The organism is Sphingomonas hankookensis, from assembly GCF_028551275.1.
Lineage (GTDB): Bacteria > Pseudomonadota > Alphaproteobacteria > Sphingomonadales > Sphingomonadaceae > Sphingomonas > Sphingomonas hankookensis_A.
Genome location: NZ_CP117025.1, coordinates 965643 through 989041, shown reverse-complemented (window position 1 = coordinate 989041; position 23399 = coordinate 965643). Strand labels below are relative to the sequence as shown.

General features: G+C 68.3%; 23 protein-coding genes and 1 pseudogene. 9 read left to right on the top strand and 15 right to left on the bottom strand.

All coding sequences use genetic code 11. The features are described from left to right. Nucleotide 1 precedes the first annotated feature (1 nt). The 7 genes from tssE to PPZ50_RS04765 all read right to left on the bottom strand — a co-directional run bounded on the left by tssE (nucleotide 2) and on the right by PPZ50_RS04765 (nucleotide 5710). A complete protein-coding gene (tssE, locus tag PPZ50_RS04795; RefSeq protein WP_066688722.1) occupies nucleotides 2-535 on the bottom strand; it encodes a type VI secretion system baseplate subunit TssE in 534 nt (177 codons plus the stop codon). 4 nt (nucleotides 536-539) lie between these two features. Next, a complete protein-coding gene (locus PPZ50_RS04790) occupies nucleotides 540-1331 on the bottom strand; it encodes a type VI secretion system accessory protein TagJ (RefSeq protein ID WP_066688724.1) in 792 nt (263 codons plus the stop codon). 4 nt (nucleotides 1332-1335) lie between these two features. Beyond that, complete coding sequence (locus PPZ50_RS04785) at nucleotides 1336-1830, bottom strand: Hcp family type VI secretion system effector (protein ID WP_066688726.1); 495 nt, start codon at nucleotides 1828-1830, stop codon at nucleotides 1336-1338. 50 nt (nucleotides 1831-1880) lie between these two features. Beyond that, nucleotides 1881-3368 carry a type VI secretion system contractile sheath large subunit gene (gene tssC / locus PPZ50_RS04780; RefSeq protein WP_066688728.1) on the bottom strand — a complete coding sequence of 496 codons (1488 nt, stop codon included), beginning with the start codon at nucleotides 3366-3368 and terminating at the stop codon, nucleotides 1881-1883. Nucleotides 3369-3394: 26 nt separating this feature from the next. After that, nucleotides 3395-3931: a type VI secretion system contractile sheath small subunit gene (gene tssB, locus PPZ50_RS04775; protein WP_066688729.1), complete on the bottom strand. Its 537-nt coding sequence runs from the start codon at nucleotides 3929-3931 to the stop codon at nucleotides 3395-3397. 70 nt (nucleotides 3932-4001) lie between these two features. Next, a complete protein-coding gene (locus PPZ50_RS04770) occupies nucleotides 4002-4991 on the bottom strand; it encodes a type VI secretion system protein TssA (RefSeq protein WP_066688731.1) in 990 nt (329 codons plus the stop codon). A gap of 23 nt (nucleotides 4992-5014) precedes the next feature. Next, complete coding sequence (locus PPZ50_RS04765; RefSeq protein WP_084401338.1) at nucleotides 5015-5710, bottom strand: OmpA family protein; 696 nt, start codon at nucleotides 5708-5710, stop codon at nucleotides 5015-5017. A 236-nt stretch (nucleotides 5711-5946) separates the two neighbouring features. Between PPZ50_RS04765 and PPZ50_RS04760 the strand changes: the two genes are divergently transcribed. Together PPZ50_RS04760 and PPZ50_RS18920 are read left to right on the top strand one after the other, a co-directional pair. After that, a complete protein-coding gene (locus tag PPZ50_RS04760) occupies nucleotides 5947-7992 on the top strand; it encodes a type VI secretion system Vgr family protein (protein WP_066688734.1) in 2046 nt (681 codons plus the stop codon). Continuing rightward, a pseudogene (locus tag PPZ50_RS18920) lies at nucleotides 7989-8210 on the top strand (FHA domain-containing protein); the annotation flags it as partial. The gene PPZ50_RS04760 and the pseudogene PPZ50_RS18920, both read left to right, overlap by 4 nt. On the opposite strand, the gene PPZ50_RS04755 reads toward PPZ50_RS18920, so the two are convergent. Beyond that, entirely contained in the window at nucleotides 8156-8440 is a 285-nt protein-coding gene (locus PPZ50_RS04755) for a hypothetical protein (protein WP_272815729.1), read from the bottom strand. The pseudogene PPZ50_RS18920 and the gene PPZ50_RS04755 overlap by 55 nt on opposite strands. Nucleotides 8441-8599: 159 nt before the next feature. Here PPZ50_RS04755 and tagH point away from each other — a divergent pair, with 159 nt between their 5' ends. Further along, nucleotides 8600-9403 carry a type VI secretion system-associated FHA domain protein TagH gene (gene tagH / locus PPZ50_RS04750; protein WP_272815728.1) on the top strand — a complete coding sequence of 268 codons (804 nt, stop codon included), beginning with the start codon at nucleotides 8600-8602 and terminating at the stop codon, nucleotides 9401-9403. A gap of 170 nt (nucleotides 9404-9573) precedes the next feature. On the opposite strand, the gene PPZ50_RS04745 is transcribed toward tagH, so the two are convergent. Next, nucleotides 9574-11028, bottom strand: a complete 1455-nt coding sequence (locus PPZ50_RS04745) for a glycoside hydrolase family 125 protein (RefSeq protein ID WP_198158496.1) — start codon at nucleotides 11026-11028, stop codon at nucleotides 9574-9576. A 109-nt stretch (nucleotides 11029-11137) separates the two neighbouring features. On the opposite strand from PPZ50_RS04745, the gene PPZ50_RS04740 reads away from it, so the two are divergent. Beyond that, nucleotides 11138-12319 (top strand): M24 family metallopeptidase, encoded by a 1182-nt coding sequence (locus PPZ50_RS04740; protein ID WP_066688741.1) that lies wholly within the window; start codon nucleotides 11138-11140, stop codon nucleotides 12317-12319. Nucleotides 12320-12380: 61 nt separating this feature from the next. Here PPZ50_RS04740 and PPZ50_RS04735 read toward each other — a convergent pair whose 3' ends face one another. Continuing rightward, complete coding sequence (locus tag PPZ50_RS04735; protein ID WP_066688743.1) at nucleotides 12381-12908, bottom strand: putative immunity protein; 528 nt, start codon at nucleotides 12906-12908, stop codon at nucleotides 12381-12383. A 185-nt stretch (nucleotides 12909-13093) separates the two neighbouring features. Next, nucleotides 13094-13825: an arylesterase gene (locus PPZ50_RS04730; protein WP_066688983.1), complete on the bottom strand. Its 732-nt coding sequence runs from the start codon at nucleotides 13823-13825 to the stop codon at nucleotides 13094-13096. A 15-nt stretch (nucleotides 13826-13840) separates the two neighbouring features. Between PPZ50_RS04730 and PPZ50_RS04725 the strand changes: the two genes are divergently transcribed. Beyond that, a complete protein-coding gene (locus PPZ50_RS04725) occupies nucleotides 13841-14536 on the top strand; it encodes an ABC transporter ATP-binding protein (protein WP_066688745.1) in 696 nt (231 codons plus the stop codon). A gap of 157 nt (nucleotides 14537-14693) precedes the next feature. Further along, nucleotides 14694-17186, top strand: a complete 2493-nt coding sequence (locus PPZ50_RS04720; protein ID WP_272815727.1) for an ABC transporter permease — start codon at nucleotides 14694-14696, stop codon at nucleotides 17184-17186. A 31-nt stretch (nucleotides 17187-17217) separates the two neighbouring features. Here the strand turns inward: PPZ50_RS04720 and PPZ50_RS04715 are convergent, their stop codons facing one another. Further along, a complete protein-coding gene (locus tag PPZ50_RS04715; protein WP_066688751.1) occupies nucleotides 17218-18678 on the bottom strand; it encodes a DEAD/DEAH box helicase in 1461 nt (486 codons plus the stop codon). A 264-nt stretch (nucleotides 18679-18942) separates the two neighbouring features. Here PPZ50_RS04715 and PPZ50_RS04710 point away from each other — a divergent pair, with 264 nt between their 5' ends. Together PPZ50_RS04710 and PPZ50_RS04705 are read left to right on the top strand one after the other, a co-directional pair. Next, the gene (locus PPZ50_RS04710) at nucleotides 18943-20034 is read left to right on the top strand and encodes a GAF domain-containing protein (protein WP_066688755.1); all 1092 of its coding nucleotides are present in this window, start codon (nucleotides 18943-18945) and stop codon (nucleotides 20032-20034) included. Then, the gene (locus tag PPZ50_RS04705; RefSeq protein ID WP_066688757.1) at nucleotides 20027-20431 is read left to right on the top strand and encodes a response regulator; all 405 of its coding nucleotides are present in this window, start codon (nucleotides 20027-20029) and stop codon (nucleotides 20429-20431) included. Before PPZ50_RS04710 ends, PPZ50_RS04705 begins: the two co-directional genes overlap by 8 nt. A gap of 174 nt (nucleotides 20432-20605) precedes the next feature. Here PPZ50_RS04705 and recF read toward each other — a convergent pair whose 3' ends face one another. Next, nucleotides 20606-21673: a DNA replication/repair protein RecF gene (gene recF / locus PPZ50_RS04700; protein ID WP_066688759.1), complete on the bottom strand. Its 1068-nt coding sequence runs from the start codon at nucleotides 21671-21673 to the stop codon at nucleotides 20606-20608. A 127-nt stretch (nucleotides 21674-21800) separates the two neighbouring features. Between recF and PPZ50_RS04695 the strand changes: the two genes are divergently transcribed. Next, nucleotides 21801-22142, top strand: a complete 342-nt coding sequence (locus tag PPZ50_RS04695; protein WP_066688760.1) for a hypothetical protein — start codon at nucleotides 21801-21803, stop codon at nucleotides 22140-22142. A gap of 127 nt (nucleotides 22143-22269) precedes the next feature. Here PPZ50_RS04695 and PPZ50_RS04690 read toward each other — a convergent pair whose 3' ends face one another. Further along, on the bottom strand, nucleotides 22270-23019 hold the full coding sequence (locus tag PPZ50_RS04690; RefSeq protein ID WP_066688761.1) for a Coq4 family protein: 750 nt from the start codon (nucleotides 23017-23019) through the stop codon (nucleotides 22270-22272). Between the two features lie 67 nt (nucleotides 23020-23086). Next, nucleotides 23087-23323, bottom strand: a complete 237-nt coding sequence (locus tag PPZ50_RS04685; protein WP_066688762.1) for a hypothetical protein — start codon at nucleotides 23321-23323, stop codon at nucleotides 23087-23089. Nucleotides 23324-23399: the final 76 nt, after the last annotated feature.

Below are 23399 nucleotides of genomic sequence, written 5' to 3'. Positions count from 1 at the left end.
CTCATTCGCGGACATTGACCGACGCGGTTTCCGCCTCGACCTCGGTACGGAACTTGACCGGCATCGTCTGCGCCGCCGCGGTGATATCGCCCTGGATCAAATAGGTCAGCGCGTGCGGATCGCTCGGGTCCTCGACCGGATCGACCGTCAGCCCCTCGCGCGACAGGCGCGGTTCGAACAGCCGGATCGCGCGCCGGATCTCCCGCGCGCGCGCCAGCACCGCGCGCCGGTCGAGCGTGCGGCCGGCAAGGTCGCTCAGCCCATAGTTGAGCACGGATTCCCGAACGTGCGGATAGGGTTCGAGGTCGACCAGCGATTCGAGACTGGTGGTGTTGAACAGCCACGCCAGATCGCGCCGAATCGTGGCGCGTAGCGCGGTTTCGTTGAACCGTTCCAGCTTGGGCACCGAATAATAGCGGAATTTCTCGCGCGCGACCGCCGGCACCGCCTCGTCATCGTCGCGCATTCCCGAGATATCGAGATCGGCGACCAGCTTGTCGTAAAGCGTCGGCGTCAGCCGTTGCTGCACCGCCACGGGGTCAGCCGAGCTCGACCGAGCGGACCGACAACAGCCCGCGATCCTCGCCATCCGACGCGGTCCACAGCCGCTGACCCACGCCATGCCCGTCATCGCGCCATCCGGTCGCCCTGGCCGCCAGCTCAGCCGGATCGGCGGACAGGTCGGGATAGCGCGCGGGCAGCAGCGCGGCGATGCGCGGTCCGGCCTTCAGCGTCAGCTCGACCGGATACCACACGATGTCGCGCAGGTCCTTCGGCCCTTCCGACGTGATCTTCGCCACCGCATCGAACGGCAGCAATCCATACCGCCCGCCGATGATCGCCTCGATCACCGGGCCGAAGCGCGGGTCGGCATCGGCGATCCAGTCGACCGCCACGCCGTCCAGCGTGCCCGGCGTGTTCGGCGCGTCGTCGAACGCCGCCGCGCGGACGTCGTCGGCCTGTTCGGCGGCACCGGTCGCCGCCAATTGCAGCGCCTCTGCCACCCCATCGGCCCAGTCCGATCCGCCATGAATGATTGCGCGTTCGCGACCGGCCATCACCGCCGCGCGCGTCGCCTCCGCATCGATCGCCTGTCCATAAACGACCGACAGCATCTGCGCCTCGGGCGACAATTGCGCCAGCGCGGCGAGATGGGTCTTGGCCTTGGCCCAGTCGCCCTGCACCGCCAGCAACTGCCACAGGAACAGCCGGGTCGGGACATGGCCCGGATCGGCCTTGACGACTTCGACCAGGACGCGGCGCGCCCCGTCGAAGTCGCCGGCACGCAGCAGGTCGTCGGCCTGCGAACCAGTATCGACGACCGCCGCCATCGCGTCAGCCCGCCTCGTTCTGGCGGATGTCGTAATAGGCGGTGACGACGCCGCCGTCCTTGCCACCCTGCGCGTTCTGCGCCTGATAGTCGAACGTCACCTTCGCACAGTTGAACGTGACCGATTCCATGATCGCATCGCCGCCCGACGCCCCGTTGTTATGGATGTCGGACACGATGATGTCTTCGAGCTTGATCTTGTAATAGGTCAGCGGGTTGTTGCCGTCGCCCGCCTTCTGCGAATAGATGATCGCTTCCTTGATGTGCTTGCCCGAAGCGCAATGCTTGAACAGCAGCGGCGACGACTTGTCGACTTCCTTCTGGATGCGGATGTCGGAGATTTCGGCCTTGCCCGAACCACCGCCGGCGCCGCCGCTGTGGAACGAACCATGCTGCACCGCGCCGAAATCGAACGAGATGATATCGATTTCGCCCTGGTGGTTCTTCTTGGACGATTCACCCTGGACACCGTCAATTTTGAGAAACAGATCGACTGCCATTGACTTACTCCCGTTACAAACCGTGAAAGCCCGGACGGAAAAAGGTTACGTCAGGACTTGGGCAAGCGTGAAACCATGCTTAGCGCCACATCCATCCCTTCGAGCTGGTAGTGCGGCACGAACATGAACTTCCCCTTGTAATATCCCGGGTTCTCCTCGTCTGGGATCACCTCGATCTTGGCCTGCTTCAATGGCAGGCGGGCCTTGGTCTCCTCGTTCGACGTCGTCGGCGAACCGTCGACATATTGGAGGACCCAATTGTTGAGATCGCGCTGAAGCTGTTCGGCTTCCCGCGATCCGCCGACCCAGTCGCGCACCATGCACTTCAGATAATGTGCAAAGCGGCAGCTGGCGAAGATATAGGGCAGGCGCGCCGACAGATTGGCGTTGGCGGTCGCTTCCTTCTTGTCATAGGCGGCGGGCCGGTGGACGGTCTGCGCGCCGATGAACGTCGCCTGGTCGGTATTCTTGCGATGGACCAGCGCCATCAGCCCGGCGGCGGACAGCTCCGCCTCGCGCCGGTCGGAAATGGCGATTTCGGTCGGGCATTTGTAATCGATGCCGCCCTCGTCGGTCGGGAAGGCCGCCGTCGGCAGCTCCTCCACGGTGCCGCCCGATTCCACGCCGCGGATGCGGGTGGTCCAGCCATAGGTGTTGAACGCTTCGGTAATGCGCGTGCCCATCGCATAGGCGGCGTTCAACCACAGATGATGGTCGTGCGCGCCGCCGGCATCCTCCTCGAAATCGAATTCCTCGACCGGTTCGGTCTTGGCACCGTATAGCGGACGCCCGAGGAAGCGCGGCAGGGTCAGCGCCAGATAGCGGCTGTCCTCCGACGCGCGGAACGAACGCCATGCGCCGTAATCGGTCGCGTCGAACAGCTTGCCCAGATCACGCGGGTTCGACAGCTCGGTCCAGCTGTCCATGCCCAGCAGCGACGGCGCGGCGGCGGCGATGAACGGCGCATGGGCCGCGGCCCCGATCCGCGACAGCCCGCGCATGACCTCCAGATCGGGGGCGCTATGGTCGAAGCTGTAGTCGCAGACGAACGCGCCATAGGGCTGTCCGCCCAGCTGGCCGAACTCGTTCTCGTAGATCTTCTTGAACAGCGGGCTCTGATCCCACGCCGCGTCGCGATACTGGCGGAACATCCGCCGCGCCTCTTCCTTCGACATGTTCATCACGCGGATTTTCATGTCTTTGCCGGTCGAGGTGTTCATGACGAGGTAGTTGAGGCCGCGCCATGCCGATTCCATCGCCTGGAATTCGGGATGGTGGATGATCTGGTTGATCTGTTCGGTCAGCTTGCGGTCGATCGCCGCGCGCATCGCGTCGACCGTCGCGAACACGTCGCCGCCGACGATCTGCGCGTTCGACAGCGCCTGTTCGGCCAGCGTCTGCACCGCCTGTTCGATGCGCGACCGGCGTTCCTCGGTCGCGGGCTTGAATTCCTTTTGCAGCAGCGCCTGGAAATCGCTCACTTCTTCCGAAGTGGCGGGCGCGGTGTCGTTGCTCTGGCTGAAGGCTTCCTGGGCCATGGTCCGCTCCTGTTCGCTACCGGGGTTCAGGCCTGGGGTGCCGACGGGGCGCCGTCAGCCTCGCTCCGGGCCGCCGCGCGTTCGGCGAGCAGCGCCTTCAGCAGCGCCGGGTCGTTCAGCACCTTGTCGAGCAGGTCCTGCGCCCCGTGCTTGCCGTCCATGTACGACAGCAGGTCCTCCAGCTGGGTGCGGGCCTCCAGCAGCTTGGCGAGCGGTTCGATACGTTTGGCGATCTGTCCGGGCGAAAAGTCATTCATCGAATTGAGCGTCAGGTCGACCGCCAGCTTGCCCTCGCCGGTCAGCGTGTTGTCGACGGCAAAGGCGACGCGCGGAGCGATCGCCTCCATCCGCTGGTCGAAATTGTCCATGTCGAAATCGACGAATTCGCGGGATTCGGCGGCCTTCTTGTCCTTCAGGCTCTTGCCCGACAGGTCGGACATCACGCCCATGACGAAAGGAAGTTCGACTTTCTGGCGCGCGCCGTAAGTTTCCACTTCGTATTCGATATGCACCCGGGGCTTGCGATTTTCCCTGATGAAACGCTGCCCGCTCTTGATCGCCATGTATCCGCATCCCTTCTGACGTTTCGGCCGGACCAGAACTCTGACCCGGCGCCCTGCTGTCGCACCGGAATCACATGAGGTCGGATCCCCCGTCCGTTTCGTTTCTGGAACGTAATACGCTCAAGGCCTCGTTTCGGCTCCCTGGTGCAATGTCATCTAGGATCGAAACGAAGTCCATTGTGATCCACCCCTTGATTCGGACGAGTGCTATCGGAATCGGGCTGGATGGTTCGGCACGTCCGTAATAGTCGATGATGGAATCGATTGCCCTTGCCACATCGTCGCGCGACGCGATCCGCCCTGGCGCCGATGCAGGTGATGTGATTGCAATTGCGGGCGAATCGCCCGCGTCCCCTGCCGCGGGTTCGGCCGGTTCGGCGGCGCCGAAGCTGCGCATCGCGTCGAGGATCGAATCGATCGTGTCATAGGTCGCGGCGAAGTTGGTGCCGGTCTGCCCGACCGCTTCCGACCGTTCGGACAACACCCGGTCGGTGCGCAGGATCGCGGCACGGAGCGCTTCCAGTTGTTCGCGTTCCTCGACGATGCGGTCGACCGGCGTATCGGCCAGCGCCGCGCGGAACGGGCCATAGCCGTCGGCCGCCGCGCCCTCCGCGGCAAAGCGTTCGAAATCGCCGCCGGAAAAGCTGCCGAGCCGCGGATGGTCGATCAGCGGCACCCGGCGCAGCGGGGCGAGAAACTCGCCGATCCGCACCAGCGATTCGCATGCCCCGCGCCGCCCCTCGACGCCATATTCCTCGACGCTCGGATGCACGCTGTCCCAGAAGCGCTCGACATAGCCCGCCAGCAGGTCGAGCGCGTCGCCGACCACCGCCAGCCGCCCGGCGCGCGCGCCGGCCCGCGCCAGATACACCGCCAGCCACAGGTCGCGGGTCTCGCCCATCTGCGCGACGATCGCGCGGATCGTCGCGTCCCAGTCGACCTCGTCCGGTGGCGATGCGAACGCCTGTTCGATCACTTCCCGCGCGGGGTCGTAGGACAGGTCGGGGCCGGCCGGCGCGTCGTCCGACACCGGCTGCAACAGGGTTTCCCGGTCGATCATGGTCACGGCCGCCGCCGGCGCGATCAGGAGATCAGCTCGGCTTCGACCCGGCGGTTGGCGGGACTGGTGGCGCTGCGTCCGGGCAGCGGCTGCGACGATCCGAATCCGCGCGTCTCCAGCCGCGACGGTGCGACGCCGCGCGCGATCAGATAGTCGGCGACCCGCTGCGCCCGGCGGACCGACAGCGGCACGTTGATGCCGCGCCCGCCGCGCTCGTCGGTATGCCCCTCGATCCGGAAGCGGCGGCCCTGCAGTTCGGGCATCAGCAGCGACCGGGCGAAGACCTGCGCCGCCGCCTCGCCCTGCGGGGTCAGCCGGTCGGAATTGAGTTCGAACCCGATCATCAGGTCGGCCCGGCGGCCCGAACCGGGGTTGGCGGTCGGCGCGGCGGCGGCGGCATAGGCGCGCGTGCCGACGCTGCGGCCACTACGCCCCGAGCGTTCGGCGACCGCGCCGCGCGCCGGCCGGCGCTGGGTCCGCGCGACCGGTGCGGGGGTCGCCGACGACGCCTCCGACCCCTCGCCTGGCCGGGCGAGGCGGAAGCCGCGCGTGTCCGGTGCGTCGCGGGTGACCCGGTCGGGCGTCGCCCCGTCGCATTTGCCGGCAAAGGTGCACAAATAGCCCTCTACCGTCGGTGTCCGCGCGGCCGGCGCCTGTCCGGCCAGTGCCGGAGTCGCGATCAGCGCTGCCATGGAAACCAGTGCGATACGTAGCGTCATAGTCTCGTCCCCTTATCGGTTCCGATACGATTAGGCCCCCGCCCTGTTGCCATATTCTAGCCGCGATTCGCGATGGATCACAATCCCGAAACGACCGTTTGATTTGGCAAGGCATTGTACGGCGACGGCCAGACCGATAGGTTTGCGGTGGAGAACCAAGCAGTTCACAGCCGCGGATCGCAGGCTGTCGCACACAGGAGTAACCGGTGGCGGACGCAGGGCAACGGCTTACCCAGATGTCGATCGACGTGGGCGACGAACAGGTCGTGCTGCAACGGATCGAAAGCGAGGAACGGCTCGGCCGTCCCTTTCTGGTACAGGCGACGATCATTTCGCCGCTCGAACTCGACCTCTATCCCCATCTCGGCAAGCCCGCCGGCCTCGCCGTGCTGGAGGATGGCGAACTGCTCCGCCGCTTCCACGGCCTGGTGACGGCGGGCGAATATGTCGAGGAAAAGCCCGACGGCCATCATTACCGGCTCCGCATCGAACCCTGGACCTACTATCTGGCGCAGAACCGCCAGATGGCGATCTTTCAGGACAAGACCGCGGTCGAGATCATCCAGGAGGTGATCGAGGGCGCCGGCATCCAGGACGTCGACTATACCCGCCTCGCCAAGCCGCGCATCACGCGGGGCTATACCGTCCAGTATCGCGAGAGCGATTTCGACTTCGTGTCGCGGCTGATGGAAGAGGAAGGCATCTACTATTTCTTCCGCCACGATGCCGACCGGCACGTGATGGTGCTGTGCGAGGGGCCGGCGTCGCACCAGCCGGGCAACCCGCCGCAGCTGCGCTTCAATGCCAACGCGATGTCGGTGTTCACCGCCAATTCGAAGAGCCGCTTCGACGCCCCGCGCGACATATTGCAGAGCTGGGTCGAACGCGTCGCATCGAGTGGGCAGGCACGGGTGACGGTGCGCGACTACGACTTCGAATCGCCCGACCAGCCGCTCGCCAGCGAGTCCGCCGGACAGGGCGGCCACCCGCGCGACGACCGCGAAATCTTCGTCTATCCCGGCCGCCATGTCCGCGAAAAGACCGGGCGCGGCGACCAGGAACAGGTCGGGCGCGAGCGTGGGCAGACGCTGCTCGATGCACAGCGCGCCAACCGTCGCGTGTTCACCGGCACCAGCCAGGCATCGGGCATCACCACCGGACAGCGGCTCGACGTGGCCGATCATCCCGCCGACCGGCTGAACGGATCGTACATGGTGATCGCCGCGACCCATTCGATCGCCGCGGAAGCCTATCGCTCGGGCGAGCAGGAGGATGAGGAGCCGTACAACGTCCGGTTCGAGGCGATCCCGGCCGACACCGTGTACCAGTCGCCGCCGCAGACGCCGCGCCCCCGCACCACCGGTCTCGAAACCGCGATGGTTACCGGGCCGACCGGCGAGACGATCTACACCGACGAATATGGCCGGGTGAAGGTCCGCTTCCCCTGGGACCGTGCCGACACGCCGGGCGAACGATCGACCTGCTGGATCCGCGTGTCGCAGACCGGGGGGCTGGGCAACGTCATCCTGCCGCGCGTCGGGCACGAGGTGCTGGTAGATTTCCTCGACGGCGATCCCGACCGGCCGATCGTGATGGGCCGCGTGTTCAACCGGTCGCACATGCCGGTCTACGACCTGCCCGCCAACAAGACGCGCGCGGTGTGGCGCACGCTGACCTATGGCGCATCGGGCGACTATCCGGAGACCGAGGCGCTCGACAGCGGGCAGACGCGCACGTCGAACGAAATCCGGTTCGAGGACAAGGGTGGGCAGGAGGAACTGTTCATCCATGCAGAGCGCGACATGAACAGCCGCGTCCGCTTCGATGAATCGCGCCATGTCGGCCACAACCAGGACCGTCGCGTCGGGCTGGACCGCACCACCAATATCGGTCGCGACGATACCAGCACCATCGGTCGCAACGAAACCCGCACCGTCGTCGGCGACAGCAAGACCGAGGTGCAGGGCAAGCGCGAGACGCATGTCATCGGCACCGACGGCCTGCTGGTCGATGGCGCGCTGTCGATCGAATCCAAGACGGCGATCACCATCCGCGTGAAGAATTCGAAGATCACCATCGGTCCCGACAGCATCACCATCCAGTCGCCGACGATCAACGTGCAGGCGAACGATCAGGCGGTCGTCAACGCGCCCGACACGCGGATCAATGGTTCGGCCACGCTGCTGCTGAATGGCGGGCGGACCGACATCAATCCCGATGGCGGCGGTTCGTTCGGCGCGCCCGAAGCGCTCGGCCCGGCGGCGGGTGATGGCAGCCGATGACGCTGACCCTGTCGGTCGTCGCCGGCCCCGCCACCGCCGCGCCGCTCGCCATCGACCGTCGCTCCGCCACGATCGGCCGGGCGGAGGGATGCGACTGGATGCTGGCCGATCCGACCCGGCATCTGTCGTCGCGCCATTTCGACATCCGCTTCGACGGCAGCGACTATCGCCTGACCGATCGCAGTACCAACGGCACCTTCCTGGCCGATAGCGGCCAGCGCGTGTCGCCCGACCATCTGATCCGCGACGGCGACCGCTTCACCGCCGGCCCGTTCACCATCCTCGCCCGGATCGATTCCGGCGGCGCGGCGACCGGGTGGAGCGGGTGGAACGACACCGCGCCGCCCGCTCCATCCTCGCCCCATGACGGCTGGGCACCCGCCGACACCGGCGGCGGGGCCAGCGCCGGCTGGGGCCCGCTCCCCGCCGCGACCCGCAGCGGCGGCAATGCCGGCTGGCAACCGCAGACCGGCCCGTCGCTCGCCCGCCCCGAAGCACATCGCGCCCCGGCGACCGGCTGGGGTCCGCCGCCCGAGCGCGCATCGGGCTGGCCGCGCCCGCCCCTGCCACCCCCGCCGCGCCGGTGGTATCGACCTGGGACAGCGCGATGCCCGCGCCCGATCCGGCCTCCGCCTGGTCCAGCGCCGCACCCGACCGCCCGCCCGCGCCCTCCCCCGACGATCTGTGGGGCCGCATCGCGGAGGGCAATGTCGTCGATTGGGCGCGTGGGGGCTTCGGCCAGCCGGTCGAACCGCCACGCGATCCGTTGGGCCTCAACCCGCCGCCACCGGCCCCGCAGGCTACTCCAACGCCGGCCGCGCCCCCGCCGCCGCCTGCGACCGGCGCCGGCGATGCCTTCCTCGCCGCGCTCGGGCTTGATCCGGCGAAGCTGTCGCCCGACGCCGCCGAACGCGGCGCATTGCTGTTCCGCAAGCTGGTGGCAGGGCTGGTGGTGATGCTGGAGGCCCGCGCACGGGCGAAGGCGCAACTGGGGGCCGAGGCCACCGCCTATAGTCCCGAAGGCCACAACCCGCTGAAATTCGCGCGCAGCCCCGACGATGCGCTGGCGATGCTGCTGGGCACCGAACAGCCCGGTTTCATGCCCCCCGACCGCGCGGTCGAGGATGCGTTTCGCGACCTGCAATCGCATCAGGTCGCGACGCTGCGCGCGATGCAGGGGGCGCTGCGCACCACGCTCGAACGCTTCGCGCCGTCGGCGATCCGCGCGCGGGCCAAGGACGGCGGCGTGCTCGAACGCGTCCTCCCCTCGGCGCGCGACGCCGCGCTGTGGCAGGCCTATGAACGCGAGTTCGGCGGCGTGGCGCAGGGCTCGGACGAAGCGTTCCTCGACATGTTCGCCAAGGAATTTCGCGACGCCTACAACGCGCAGGGTGTGGGCCTACGGCCGTGATCGGGGGGGGGTGCGCGCTTCTTGGAGCCTGATCGACCTCACCCGAGCGTCATCCCAGCGAAGGCTGGGATCTCTCGGTTGTAGCGCGCAGCAGGAACCGCAAGAGGCCCCAGCCTTCGCTGGGGCGACGGTTTCATGCATGCCGATCGGCAGTCGATGATGGTGCCCCCTCAGACCCGGACATTCTCCAGCGGCGCCTGCAACAGCTTCGGCCTCGTCGCCGCCAGATGCAGGATGAACTCGCCGAACAGGCCATTGGCCCAGGCGAACCAGTCGCGGCTGAACTTCGCCGGATCGTCCTTCTCGAACGCCTCGTGGATGAAGCCCGTACCCGCATGGGTGCGCTTCAACGTGGCGAGGCATTGCAGGATCGTCGCATCGTCGGTCGCGCTCAATCCCCGCACGATCAGCGACATCGGCCAGATATAGTCCATCCCCTGATGCGGCCCGCCGATCCCCTCGCCCGCGCGCCCCTTGAAGAACCACGGGTTCGCCTCGCTCCACGCCGCCTTCGCGGTCCGCTGCCACCGCGCATCGCTCGCGGGCACGCAGCCGAGCCATGCCAGGCTGGACAGCGACGGAACATTGGCGTCGTCCATGAAGATCGCATTGCCATAGCCGTCGACTTCATAGGCCCATACGTCGCTGCCATCGGCCAGCCGCATCGTCCCGTGCTGCGCCACGGCGGCCGCGACCTCGTTCGCCAGCGCGGTCGCATCGTTGGCCAGCGCCGCATCGTTGCGCGCTTCGTTCGCGACCTGTGCCATCTCGCGCAGCGTCGTCACCGCGAACAGATTGGCCGGCACGAACAGCAGATACTGGCAGGCATCGTCCGACGGGCGGAAACCCGAATGGATCATCCCGTTCTTGCGCGTCGGCGCGCCATAACCGGCCAGCAGCGTCTCGGTCGGCTGGCGGCTGGCGCGCTGGAACTTGTAGGGGCCCGGTCCGTCCTTGCGCTGCTGTTCGCGGAAGGTGCGGACGATCGCGCGCATCGCCTGCGACCACTCGGCATCGAACGGCGTCGCATCGCGCGTCGTCGTCCAATATCCGTGGCTCAGCCGCATCGAATAGCACAGCGAATCGATCTCCCATTTCCGCTCGGCCACGCCGGGCTTCATCTCGGTCACATCCTCCTTCGCCCACGACAGCGACGTCCGCGCGGTCGGGTCCTCCATGAAGGCGTTGGCATAGGGGTCGATCAGCACGCTGTGCGCATGCCGCGCGATCAGCCCGCGGAACAGCTCGCGCAGCTTCGCGTCGCGCGGTGCCAGATGCAGGTACGACTTCACCTGCGCCGCCGAATCGCGCAGCCACAGGCAGGGAATGTCGCCGGTGATGACGAAGCTGTCGGGCTTGCCGCCGACCGTCCCCATCCGCACCGTGGTGTCGAGCGTGTTGGGATAGGCGTTGGCGAACAGCCACGCCAGTTCCGGATCGGCGATCATACGGCTGACGCGCGCAATCTCCTGCTCGACCGCCTTGCTGACGAAGCGGCGGTCGGCGGACGCCGGGCGCCTGCTCGGAAACGCGGCCTTGCTCTGCGCCCCGGCCAGCCCTCCGCTCGCCAGCCCGACCCCCAGCAGCGCGCCCTGCATCATCATCGTACGGCGGTCGGTCAGCATGCATTCGGTCTCCGATAGCGTCGCGCCCAGCTAGGATACGCGCACCCGGCGTGGCAATGCCGCGCGCGCGCCGCTACAGCGAGGCGGAACGGGATCGAAAGGGCGGACCATGACCATCGGCGGATCGAACGCGGCGCAGCAACTGGCGGCGATAGCCCCATGGGCCACGCCCGCCCCCGCCATCACCCCCGCCGAACGCCTCGCCCGGATCGAGCGTGCCCGCGCGCTGACCGAAGCGTCGAGTGCGCAGGCGCTGCTGGTCCATACCGGCGATTCGCTGCGCTATTTCACCGGGATTCCGTGGGGGGCGAGCGAACGGATGGTCGCGCTGCTGCTGCCCGTTACCGGTCGCCCGCGCATCCTCTGCCCGGCGTTCGAGCGCGGCACGCTGGAGGCGGACCTGACCATCGCCGCCGACCTGCTGCTGTGGGAGGAGGATGAGGACCCGACCGCGCTGGTCCGCGATGCGCTTCCCGCCGGCGCGACGCTGGCTGTCGATCCGCTGCTGCCCTTCGCCTGGGGGCAGAAGCTGGCCGCCCATGGCCTGACCCTGACCGATGGCGCGCCCGCGATCGATGGCTGCCGCCGGATCAAGTCGCCTGCCGAACTCGCCCTGCTGCAACAGGCCAAGGACATGACGCTGGCGGTCCACGCCGCCGCCGCCCGCATCCTGCGCCCCGGCATCCTCGCCAGCGAGGTCGTCCGCTTCATCGACGACGCGCACCGCGCGATCGGCGGCGGGGGCTCCACCTTCTGCATCGTCCAGTTCGGCCGCGCCACCGCCTTTCCTCACGGCCTGCCCGGCGACCGCGCGCTGAACGAAGGCGAACTGGTGCTGATCGACACCGGTTGCCGGGTGGAGGGCTATCACAGCGACATCACCCGCACCTATGCCTTCGGTGCGGTCGATGACGACATCCGCGCTATCTGGGACATCGAACATGCCGCACAGGCCGCCGCCTTCGCCGCCGCCGCCCCCGGCGTGCCGGCGCAAGCGGTCGACGCCGCCGCGCGCGCGGTGCTGGTACGCGAAGGGCTCGGCCCCGACTACCGCCTGCCCGGCCTGCCGCACCGCACGGGCCATGGCATCGGCCTGTCGATCCACGAACCCGCCTATCTGGTGCGCGGCGACACGACCCCGCTCCAGCCCGGCATGTGCTTTTCCAACGAACCGATGATCGTCGTCCCCGACCGATTCGGCATCCGGCTGGAGGATCATTTCCACGTCACCGACACCGGCGCGCAGTGGTTCACCCAGCCGCAGCCATCGATCGACCGGCCGTTCGGGTAGGGGCGGGTTTCCCGCAAAGGATCGATTTTCGGGAAATCTGCGTCTGCTGGTCACATACCGATCAACGAAGCGCCGCGTCGATCTCGCGAACCAGTTCGCCAATGCGACCGCCTTTCGAAGGGGCGGCTGGATAGCGGCGGAGAACCTCCGACACCTGCGACGTGGCGAGGCCAACCAACATCGTTAAATGCAATTCCGCATTGCTCGGGCGTATAAGTTCGATTGCCCGCACTGCATGAGCCGCCGATCCAAGAATGTGCTTTACCTGAGTCGCCTTAGCCAGCGGATGCAGGTAGGCAGCGCCGGCGGCCGCAACGGCGGCCCGCGCTGCCTCGCTAGCAGCAATCTCGCCGTTTTCGGCCGCTTCGCCCGCAGCCCGTAACGCAGACCAAGCCCTGTCCCGGAGGACCTTGGTTCGTTTTGCGCCTCCCGCGAACAGTTGCGCGGCGTCAATGGCATCGTGCAGCCGCTGATCGTTTGGGTGCAGTTGCTCGAAAACCGAAAGGACAGAATGAGCGCACAGCGCCGCATACCCCGCGACCGCCCGGCAATCATTCAACTCAAGATCGACCCTCGCAACATCTGTCATAGTCCGGAGATACCCCCGCCTCGGCAAGCATTGAAGCCCCACCCTTCATTCCCGATTGGGAACCAACAACGAGAATCCGGCCGCGCCGGTCGCGCTCACGGCCGCCTGCGGGTTGTTATTTCCCAAAACCTGTTCTCGCTTCCAAATTCCCGCAACCGCCGGTCCGCACGGCAAAACGGGAAGCCCTACCCCCGCAACCGCCCCGCCACCACCGGGCCCAGCCGCGCCACGATCCGGTCGACCCCTTGCGCATTCGGGTGGATGCCGTCGGGCAGCATCAGCGCCCGGTTGCCGATGACCCCGGCCAGGATGAACGGATCGAGCGTCGCGTCATATTGCTTTGCCAGGTCCGGCCAGATGCGGTTGAACTGCGCGGCATAGTCCGGCCCCAGATTGGGCGGCACCATCATGCCGGTCAGCACCACCGGAATGTCGCGCTTCTTGAGTTCGTCCAGCATAGAGACGAAATTCGCCCGGGTCTCGGCCGGCGGAATCTGCCTGAGCAGGTCGTTGCCGCCCAGCCCCAGCAGGACGAGGTCGGGCTTGCGGTCGAGCTTGTCGAGCGTGAAGGCCAGCCGCTGCCGCCCCGCCGCACTCGTGTCGCCCGAAATCCCGGCATTCACCACCCGCGCATTGATCCCGTCGGCACGCAAGGCGTCCTGCAGGTCGTCGGGCAGGCTGTCGCCGCGCCCGAGGCCGTAGCCGGCATACAGGCTGTCGCCGAACGCCAGCACCAGCCGCTCCGGCCCCGCGACCGGCGCCTGCGATCCGGCCGGTATCGGAGTCGCGTCGGTGGCGACGTTCACCGCCGTCGCGTCGTTCGTTTCCGACAAATCCGGCCCGCCACAGCCCGACAGCAGCAAAGCGCCTTGGAGAAGCGCGATGCCGCCAGCATATATGGGTCCCTGCTTCGTCACCGGCGACAACCTTTCATGCAATCCGTTTCGAACGATATGGTCATCGACGCGCGCGGTGTCACCCTGACGCTGGGCACCGGCGACGCTGCCACCCGCATTCTCCACGGCATCGACCTGGCCGTCCCCTCAGGGACCAGCGTCGCACTCTTGGGAGCCTCCGGTTCGGGCAAGTCGTCGCTGATGGCGGTCCTTTCCGGCCTCGAACGTGCGAGCGGCGGGCAGGTGCGGGTCGCCGGGGCCGATTTCGGCACGATGGGCGAGGATGATCTGGCGCGTGCCCGGCGGGGGCGGATCGGCATCGTGTTGCAGGCGTTCCACCTCCTCCCCACCATGACCGCGCTCGAAAATGTCGCGGTGCCGATGGAGTTGGCCGGCGTCGCCGACGCCTTTGCGCGGGCCGAGGCCGAACTGGCGTCGGTCGGCCTTGGCCACCGCCTCCACCATTATCCGACGCAGCTGTCGGGCGGCGAGCAGCAGCGCGTGGCCATCGCCCGCGCGCTCGCCGGGCGGCCGGCGCTGGTCTTCGCCGACGAACCGACCGGCAATCTCGACCGCGCGACCGGCCATGCGATCATGGACCTGCTGTTCGAACGCCGCGCCGCGACCAAGGCGACCCTGCTGGTCATCACCCACGACCCGGCGCTCGCCGAACGCTGCGACCGGGTGGTCGAACTGGCCGACGGCCGCATCGCGCGGGATAGCGGGGTATGACGGGCGCGGTGCTAAAGGCTCCGACCTGTTTCAAAACGAACCCGTACCCCCGCGTAGGCGGGGGTCCAGAGCCAAGCAAAACAACCGGTGGTCTAGGCGGCTCTGGATTCCCGCCTGCGCGGGGATACGGTGAAGCAGACCCTTGCGAAGCCGCCGCATGACCGACTGGCGCCTCGCATGGACGTTCGCCCGCCGCGAACTCGACGCGCGCTTCCGCGGCCTGCGCCTCCTCCTCGTCTGCCTGATCCTCGGCGTCGGCGCGCTGGCGGCGATCGGCAGCCTTACCCGCTCCATCACCGGCGAACTCGCCGCACGCGGGCAGAGCCTGCTGGGCGGCGATCTCGAACTCTCCGTGTCGCAGCGACCCGCCGATCCCGCCGAGCGCCGGGCGATGGCGAAGCTCGGCCGCGTGTCCGAAACGCTGCGCATGCAGTCGATGGGTGTCAACTTCGACGGCCAGACCGCCCCGATCGAGCTGAAGGCGGTCGACACCGCCTATCCGCTCTACGGCACGCTCACCCTGCAAAACGGCGCCGCCCGTCCGCTGTCGCCGACCGAGACCTATGTCGGACCGGCACTGGTCGAACGGCTGAAACTGCGCGTCGGCGGTTCCGTCCGCTACGGCACGGCGTGCTTCACCGTCGCCGGGATCATCGCCGACGAACCCGACCGGCTGAGCGAAGGCTTCACGCTGGGCGCGGTGGCATTGGTGTCGCTCGACGGGCTACAACGCACCGGCCTGATCGCGCCGGGCAGCCTGTACGAGAGCAAATACCGCATCGCCAGCCGCTACGATCCGGCGCAGGCTATCGCTGCATTTACAAAGCGTTATCCCGCGCAGGGCTGGGACAGCCGCACCCGCGACCGCGCCTCGCCCGGTGCCGAACGCTTCCTGACGCGGATGGGGGAATTCCTCGTGCTGGTCGGGCTGACCGCGCTGGTCATCGCCGGCATCGGGGTCGGCAACGGCGTGTCGAGCTACCTCGCCACCCGTCGCTCCAGCATCGCCACGCTAAAGGTGCTGGGCGCCACCTCCGGCCTGATCGCGCGGGTCTATCTGCTTCAGATCGTTGCCGTTTCCGCCATCGGCATCGCGATCGGGCTGGCGATCGGAATCGCGGCCGTGCCGCTGATCGTGGCGCTGGCGGGCGATGTCCTGCCGGTCGCGCCGGCCTTCGCGATCCATCCGCTGCCGCTGGTTCAGGCCGCCGCCTATGGCCTGCTGATCGCGCTGGCCTTTGCCGCCCCGCCGTTGTTGGCGGCAGGCGCGGTGCCCGCCGCCGGGCTGCTGCGCGGGGTCCATGACGGGCGCTCCGCCCCCCGGTGGAAGGCGGCGGCGTGGATGGGCGCGGCCTTTGCCGGCATCGTCGCGCTGGTGCTCGCGACTAGCGAACGCCCTTGGTTCGGCGCGGCATTCCTCGGCGCGGCGGGCGGACTTCTCCTGCTATTGTCGGCACTTGGCTGGCTGATCCGCAGGCTGGCCGCCCGCCTGCCCCGCTCGCGCAGGCCACTATGGCGCCTCGCCGTGGCCGCGCTCCACCGCCCCGGCGCCCGCACCGGCGCGCTGGTCGTGGCGCTGGGCCTCGGCCTCACCCTGTTCGTGCTGCTGGCCGCCATCCGCACCAGCCTGGACGCCAACATCCAACGGACCGTTCCGGCGCGCGCACCCGCGCTTTTTGCCCTCGACGTGCCCCCGACCCGCGAATCATCGTTTCGCGACACCATCGCCAACATCCAGCCCGACGGCGACGTCCAGACCGTGCCCCTGATGCGCGGCACCATCACCGCCTATGGCACCACCCGCGTCGCCGACCTGAAGACCATTCCCGAAGGCGCCTGGGCACTGCGCGGCGAACGCGGCCTGACCTTCGCCGCCACCCTCCCGCCGGGCAGCGAACTGGTCGCGGGCACATGGTGGCCGGCCGACTATACCGGCCCGCCGCTCGTCTCGGTCGACGAACGCATGGCGCAGGCGCTGGACCTGAAGCTGGGCGATCCGCTCACGATCAGCGTCGCCGGACAGGAACGCACCGCGCGCATCGCCTCGCTGCGCAAGATCGCGTGGGACACGATGGGCTTCAATTTCGTGATGGTGTTCAGCCCCAACGCGCTGTCCGACGTGCCGCACAATCTCGCGGCGACGATTACCATGCCTCCGGGCCGCGAGCGCGACGTCGTCCGCGCGCTGTCCGCCGGCTTCCCCTCGACCTCGGTCGTGGAGGTGCGCGAGGTGATCGGGCAGGTCCGCACCATCGTCTCGCAGATGGCGACCGCCATCGCAGCGGCAGCGGGCATCGCGATCCTTGCCGGCATCGCCGTTCTGGTCGGCGCGATCGCCGCCGCGCGCGAGACGCGGACCTATGATTCGGTGATCCTGAAGACGCTCGGCGCGACGCGCGGACAGATATTGGCGGCGCAGGCGCTGGAATATCTGCTGCTGGCGGTCATCCTCGCCGCGCTGGCGGCGGCGATCGGGATTGCGGGCGCCTGGTATGTCGTGGTCGAGCTGTTCGCGTTCGACTGGCTGCCCGACTACGGCGCGATCGCCGCGACGCTGGCGGTCGGGGTCGGGGTAACGGTGGGGATCGGGTTGTTGGGGGTGCTGCCGATCCTGAGCGCGCGGCCGGCGCGGGCGCTCAGGGAGCTGTAACTCCTCCCCGCACGGCGGGGAGGGTCTGGGATTACGCCGTTGCGCGCGGAGCGCCGCCGCGACCACGGCCGCCACGGCCGCGACCGCCGCCGCCACCCGGACGGCCACCGCCACCGGGACGCCCGCCACCGCCGGCACCGGCTTCACGCGGCGGACGACCGCCACCGCCCTGCCCCTCACCGCGCTGCGGCTGACCGCCGCCGCGTGCCGGATTGCCGACCGGACCGCCGCGACCATGGACCGGCTTGGCGCCATGGGCATGGGTCGCACGCGGCCGCGCGGGCCCGCGCTCGCTGGGCAGGCGCTCGGGCCGATCCGGGGCATAGGGCGCGCGGCTCGCCTTGATCTGCGCGCTCTGCTGCAGGAAATCGTCGGGCAGCGGCACGACCTCGACCTTCTGCTTGGTCAGCCGCTCGATGCCCTTGAGGTACGGCCGCTCGTCGTCCGCGCAGAAGCTGAACGCCACACCCGACGCACCCGCGCGTGCGGTGCGCCCGATGCGGTGGACGTACTGCTCCGAGACGTTGGGCAGTTCGAAGTTCACCACATGGCTGACGCCCGACACGTCGATGCCGCGCGCGGCGATGTCGGTGGCGACCAGGATCGGCACCGTGCCGTCGCGGAACGCCGCCAGCGCCCGCTCACGCTGCGGCTGCGACTTGTTGCCGTGGATCGCGTTCGACGCGATGCCGTTGGCCGCCAGCAGCTTCACGACGCGGTCGGCGCCGTGTTTGGTGCGGGTGAATACCAGGGCTCGGTCAATCTTTGTATTGCGGAAGAACATGGTCAGCAGCGTCTGCTTCTCCGCCTGCTGGACGAAGGTAACGTACTGCTCGACGCGTTCGGCGGTCGACGATACCGGCGTCACCTGCACGGTCGCCGGATCGGTCAGATACTTGTCGGCCAGCTCGCGAATGTCCTTGGGCATCGTCGCCGAGAAGAACAGCGTCTGGCGCGATTTCGGCACCATCGACACGATGCGGCGCAGCGCGTGGATGAAGCCCAGGTCGAGCATCTGGTCGGCTTCGTCGAGGACGAGGATCTCGAGCTCGCCCAGCCCCAGGCACTTCTGGTCGATCAGGTCGAGCAACCGGCCCGGCGTCGCGACGAGGATGTCGACGCCTGCCGCCACATCGCGGATGTTGCGCGGCACCGGCACGCCGCCGAACACGGTCGCGACGGTCAGCTTACTGTGCTTGGCATAGGCGCGGGCATTGTCGGCGATCTGGCTGACCAGTTCGCGGGTCGGGGCCAGCACCAGCATGCGGCAGCGCATCGGGCGGCGGCGGACATTGGCCTTCACCAACAGGTCGATCGAGGGCAGCACGAACGCGGCGGTCTTGCCGGTGCCGGTCTGGGCGATGCCCAGCAGGTCGCGCCCTTCGAGCACGAGCGGGATGGCATCGCGCTGGATCGGGGTGGGGGTTTCGTAATTCTTGGCGGCGAGCGCGTCGAGGATCGACTTCGACAGGCCAAGCGACTGGAAGGACATGACAGTTCCTGCAAATAGGTCCGGCAGCCGTGGACGCCGACGACAATGGCGCACGGATGGCGGGGCAAAAAATTGCGACCCGCGTGACTAGGGAAGCCGGGTTAAGCGACGCGGAGCCGAGACCATAAGGTCCGATCACGCTGCCTGAAAAAGCGTCGCTGCGCTGCGGCAAATAGGCGAAACCCTGACGCAGGTCAAGAAGATGCTGTACGCCACCGCCAATTCGCGCTGGCAACGGCGGATTCTCGCGCCTAGAAGCACCGCATGTCCGAAACCGTATCGGCCGACATTCCCGTCGAAGAATTGCCCCGCCGTCACCTGCGTCTGCTGGGCGAGGCCGCCGACCGGCTGCTCGCGGCGGAGGACCCGGCGGGGATGGTCGACGACCTCTTCGCGCTGATCGCCGAGGAACTGCGGCTCGACGTATTCTTCAACTATCGGCTCGACGGCGAAGTGCTGACGCTGGTCGCCCATGCCGGACTGACCGAGGCGGAAGCGGCATCGGGCGCGGAACTGGCCGTGGGTCAGGCAGTCTGCGGTTGCGCCGCGCGCCAGCGCCGCCCGATCCAGGCGTTCGGCATCCAGTCGTCCGACGACCCGCTGACCGATTTCGTGCGCCTGCTGGGCATCGACGCCTATGCCTGTACCCCGCTGGTGCATGGCAGCGAACTGCTCGGCACGCTGGGCTTCGGGCGGCGCTGGACCGATCAGTTCGACGCCGACGAACTGACCTTCCTCCACACCATCTGCCATTATGTCGCGCTGGCCAAATACCGGCTGAAGATCGAGGCGGAGCTGCGCGAGGGGATCGCGTCGCGCGAACGGCTGCTGGGCGAACTCAACCACCGCGTACGCAACGCGTTGCAGGCGGCGGTGGCGGTCGTCCGGCTGGGCGCGGCGGACAGCAGCGACGATGCCGCGCGCACCGCGCTGGCAGGGGCGGCCGAACGGCTCGAAGTGCTCGCCGCCGCGCATCGCCCGCTTTATGCGACCGACAGCCCGAGCCGGATCGATATCGCCGCGCTGATCGAATCGCTCGTCGATCGCAGCGACGACGAAGTGGTCGAGGTCACGGTGAGCGGCACCCCGACCCTGCCGGTCGAACAGGCGGCGGCGGTCGCGCTGCTGACCCACGCCTTCCTAGCCGCCGATCCCGATATCGTGACCCATGTCGCGATCGACATGGCGGCCGATCTGCTGCGCATCACGCTGACCGGGCCGGGCATGGGAGCGGCGCGCCCGGCACTGGACGAGGGGCGGCTGGTCCGCGGGCTGGCACGGCAGCTGCGGGCCGAGGTGGCGCGCGACGGCGGCGACCGGCTGACCATCGCCGTGCCGGTGCCGCATTATGGCTGACCCCTTGCGCATCCTGCTGGTCGAGGACGAAGCGCTGGTCGCGATGCTGGTCGAGGACGCGCTGGTCCTGCACGGCCATGTCGTCACCGGCATCGCCGATACCCGCGCCGATGCGCTGGCGCTGGCCGATGCCGATCGTCCCGACCTGGCGCTGTGCGACGTGCGGCTGGCGCGCGGCGATTGCGGTCGCGACGTGGCGACGACGCTGGCGGAACGCGGCATTCCCTGCCTGTTCCTGAGCGGCAATTGCCCCGACAGCTCCGACCATCCGCTGATCCTGGGCTGCGTCGCCAAGCCGTTCCACACCGCCGCGTTGGGGCGGGTGATCGAGGCTGCGTTGATCCGGCTGCACGGCGGCGAACCGGAACGCGTGCCGGCCGAGTTGCGCTTTTACTAGTTGCGACTTGCCCGTCGATGATCGGCATCGACGCGGTCGACGTAACAGTCATTTCCGTCACCCCGGGCTTGACCCGGGGTCCCGCTTTTTACGGCGGTGGAGAAGAAGAAGGGGGACCCCGGATCGAGTCCGGGGTGACGACGGGGCACCGGTTCGCTGCATGCCCCGCACGCGCTACACCCGCTCGATCCGCCCGTCCGCGACATGATAGCGGGTGGCATCGCCCGGAATGTCGCTGAACAAAGCGGCCTCGGTCCCGGTCAGCCATACCTGCCCCGCGCCGCAAGCCCGTGCGAACAGCGCCGCGCGCCGGCCGGGGTCGAGATGCGCGGCAACCTCGTCCAGCAACAGGATCGGCCGCCGCCCGGCACGCTCTGCCACCAGCTCGGCATGCGCCAGCACGAGCCCCAGCAACAGCGCCTTCTGCTCGCCGGTCGAACAGCGCGCCGCCGCCATCCCCCGGTCGCGGTCGGTGACGATCAGGTCGGCGCGGTGCGGTCCGCTGAGCGCCCGCCCCGCCGCCGCGTCGCGCGCACGCCCCGCCGCCAGTTCGCGCGCGAACAGCGCCGCATCGCCATGCCACCCCTCCAGCGCCAGCGCGGCGCGCGGGAAATCGGTCGCCGGCAAGGCAGCGATCCGGTCGCCCAGCATCGCAACGCACTCCGCCCGCGCCGCACCCAGCGCCAGCCCATGTTCGACCATCCGCGCCTCCAGCGCCGCCAGCCAGTCGGGATCGGGCGACCCTTCCTCCGCCAGCAGCCGGTTGCGCTGGCGCATCGCCGCATCGTAGCGCGTCGCCTGCGTCGCATGGGCCGGGTTCAGCGCTAGCGTCATCCGGTCGAGGAAGCGGCGGCGCTCCCCGGCCGGCTCGACGAACAGCCGGTCCATCGCCGGGGTCAGCCACAGTACCGACAGCCATTCGGCCAGCGCGGTTGCCGCCGCGCCCGCGCCGTTGATCCGCACGATCCGCCGTTCGGGCGCACCCGCCTGCGTCCCCGTGCCGATCCGGACATCGTCGCCCAGATCGGCTGCGACGCCGAAGCCGCCCGCCCCGCCCTCGCGCGCCATGTCGGACAGGGCGGCGCGGCGCAGCCCGCGACCCGGCGCCAGCAGCGACACCGCCTCCAGCACATTGGTCTTGCCCGCGCCATTGGGTCCGCTCAGCACGACGAAACCCGCACCCGGTTCGATGGTGCCGTCCGCATGGTTGCGAAAATCGGTGAGGGTCAGGCGGGTCAGCATCGGTCCGTGATCGTTAGCGGTGCGAAGGCCGCCGCGAAACCCTTGGGCGGCCGCCGCTTTGTTATACGAACGCAACTTTCCGCAGGTTCGGGGATTTGGATGGTTCGACTTACGACAGGAACCGCCGATGCCCCGTTTCGTCCTGATGGCCGCCGCCGCCTTCGCGCTGACTGCCTGCGGCTCGCAAAGCCCCGAACAGCAGCGCGCGGACCAGCTGCGCGATCAGGCCGATGCCGAAGCCGATGCGATCGAGGCGGCCGCCGAAAACCAGACCGCGCAGATGAAGGTCGAGGCGGAAGGGCTGGTCAATCAGGCGGGACAGGCCGGTGGCTATGACGCCGAACGATTGAAGGTCCGCGCCGAGGCGATCCGCGAGGAAGCCAAGCTGGTCGAGAAGCAGGCCGAAGCGCGCGCGAAAGCGGTTCGCGACCGGGGCGACGCGCAGGCGAGCGCGGCGCTGGCGAAGTAAGGCCGTCCCTCCCACATTCGCCATCCCGGACTCGACCCGGTGTCCCGCTTTTTGCTGCGGTCGGGATAGAAGAAGAAGCGAGACCCCGGATCAAGTCCGGGGTGCCGTGGTGGGTGTCGTTCCGCCCTTAAATCCCCGCCAGCCCCTGCTCGCGCAGCCGCTTCTGCGCCGCGTGATAGGCCACCGGCTCGGCGATATTCAGCCGCCTGCGCGCCGCGTCGAGCGGCTCGGCCAGCAGCGCCTCATAATCCTCGGCATGCAGCCAGCGCGCCTTGCGGCCGTGGCGATATCCTTCCCATACCGCCTTGGCGAAGGCCCGCTCGCCGGTGATCCGCAGCGACTTGAGCGCCGCGCCCAGACCGATCGCCGCCCAGCCCAACCCGCCGGTCTGGGCATAGGAGAAGGCGACGAGGCACGCCTCGCCCAGATGTTCCTCAGCGGTATAGCCGGTCAGGATGTGCCAGATGTCGTGGACGTCGCGCTCGCGCCGGCCGAACCATGCGACCGGATGGGCGGCGTCCTGCCAGCCCTCGCCATCGGCATAGCTGATGTCGGCAAGGCCCTGTGCCGAAAAGCCGGTGCGGTCGAGGAAGGCGCGATAATGCGCGCCGACGCTTCCCTCCGGCAATGCATCGACCCAGGCCCGGTCGGAGAAACGCTTCGCCAGTTCGACATGGTCATAGGCGATCCGCCCGCCGCCCGGTTCCTGTAACAACCGGGCATAGTTGCGGTGGCTGGTATCGGCGTTCAGCGCGCGCATGATGCGGAACACCTGCACCGTATCGTTGCCATCGGCGAGCAGTCGCCGGAGCGCGGCCCATGCCGTGCCCCAGTCGCGCCGCAATGGTTGGATGGTGTCGAGTCCATGCGCCGCCATGACCGCCTCCGTTACTTACAATGATGTAAGTATAGCGGCGCCCGATCGTCGTCAAGCCGCGGTGCGCTTACCCCGCCTTGGGCTTGGTCGGCTTGCCATTGTCCACGACGAAGCGCCCGCCGCGTTCGCACGACGCGCTGATGACCGGGAAGGACAGGTCGGTATTCTGCGCCAGCATCAGCGGCATCGCCGCCTGACATTCGGCGATCGACTGGTAGCTTGCCGGGGCCACCCGCTCGCGGGTGCAGGTCGCGCCATCGTCGCCGCAACCCAGGATCGCCATCACATAGACAAGAGGTGCCATGTCCCATCTCCTCGATGGTTTCAATACATTGGTAAGCACCTTGTTCCGACGAAGCGTTGCCTATCTGCGCCCGCCT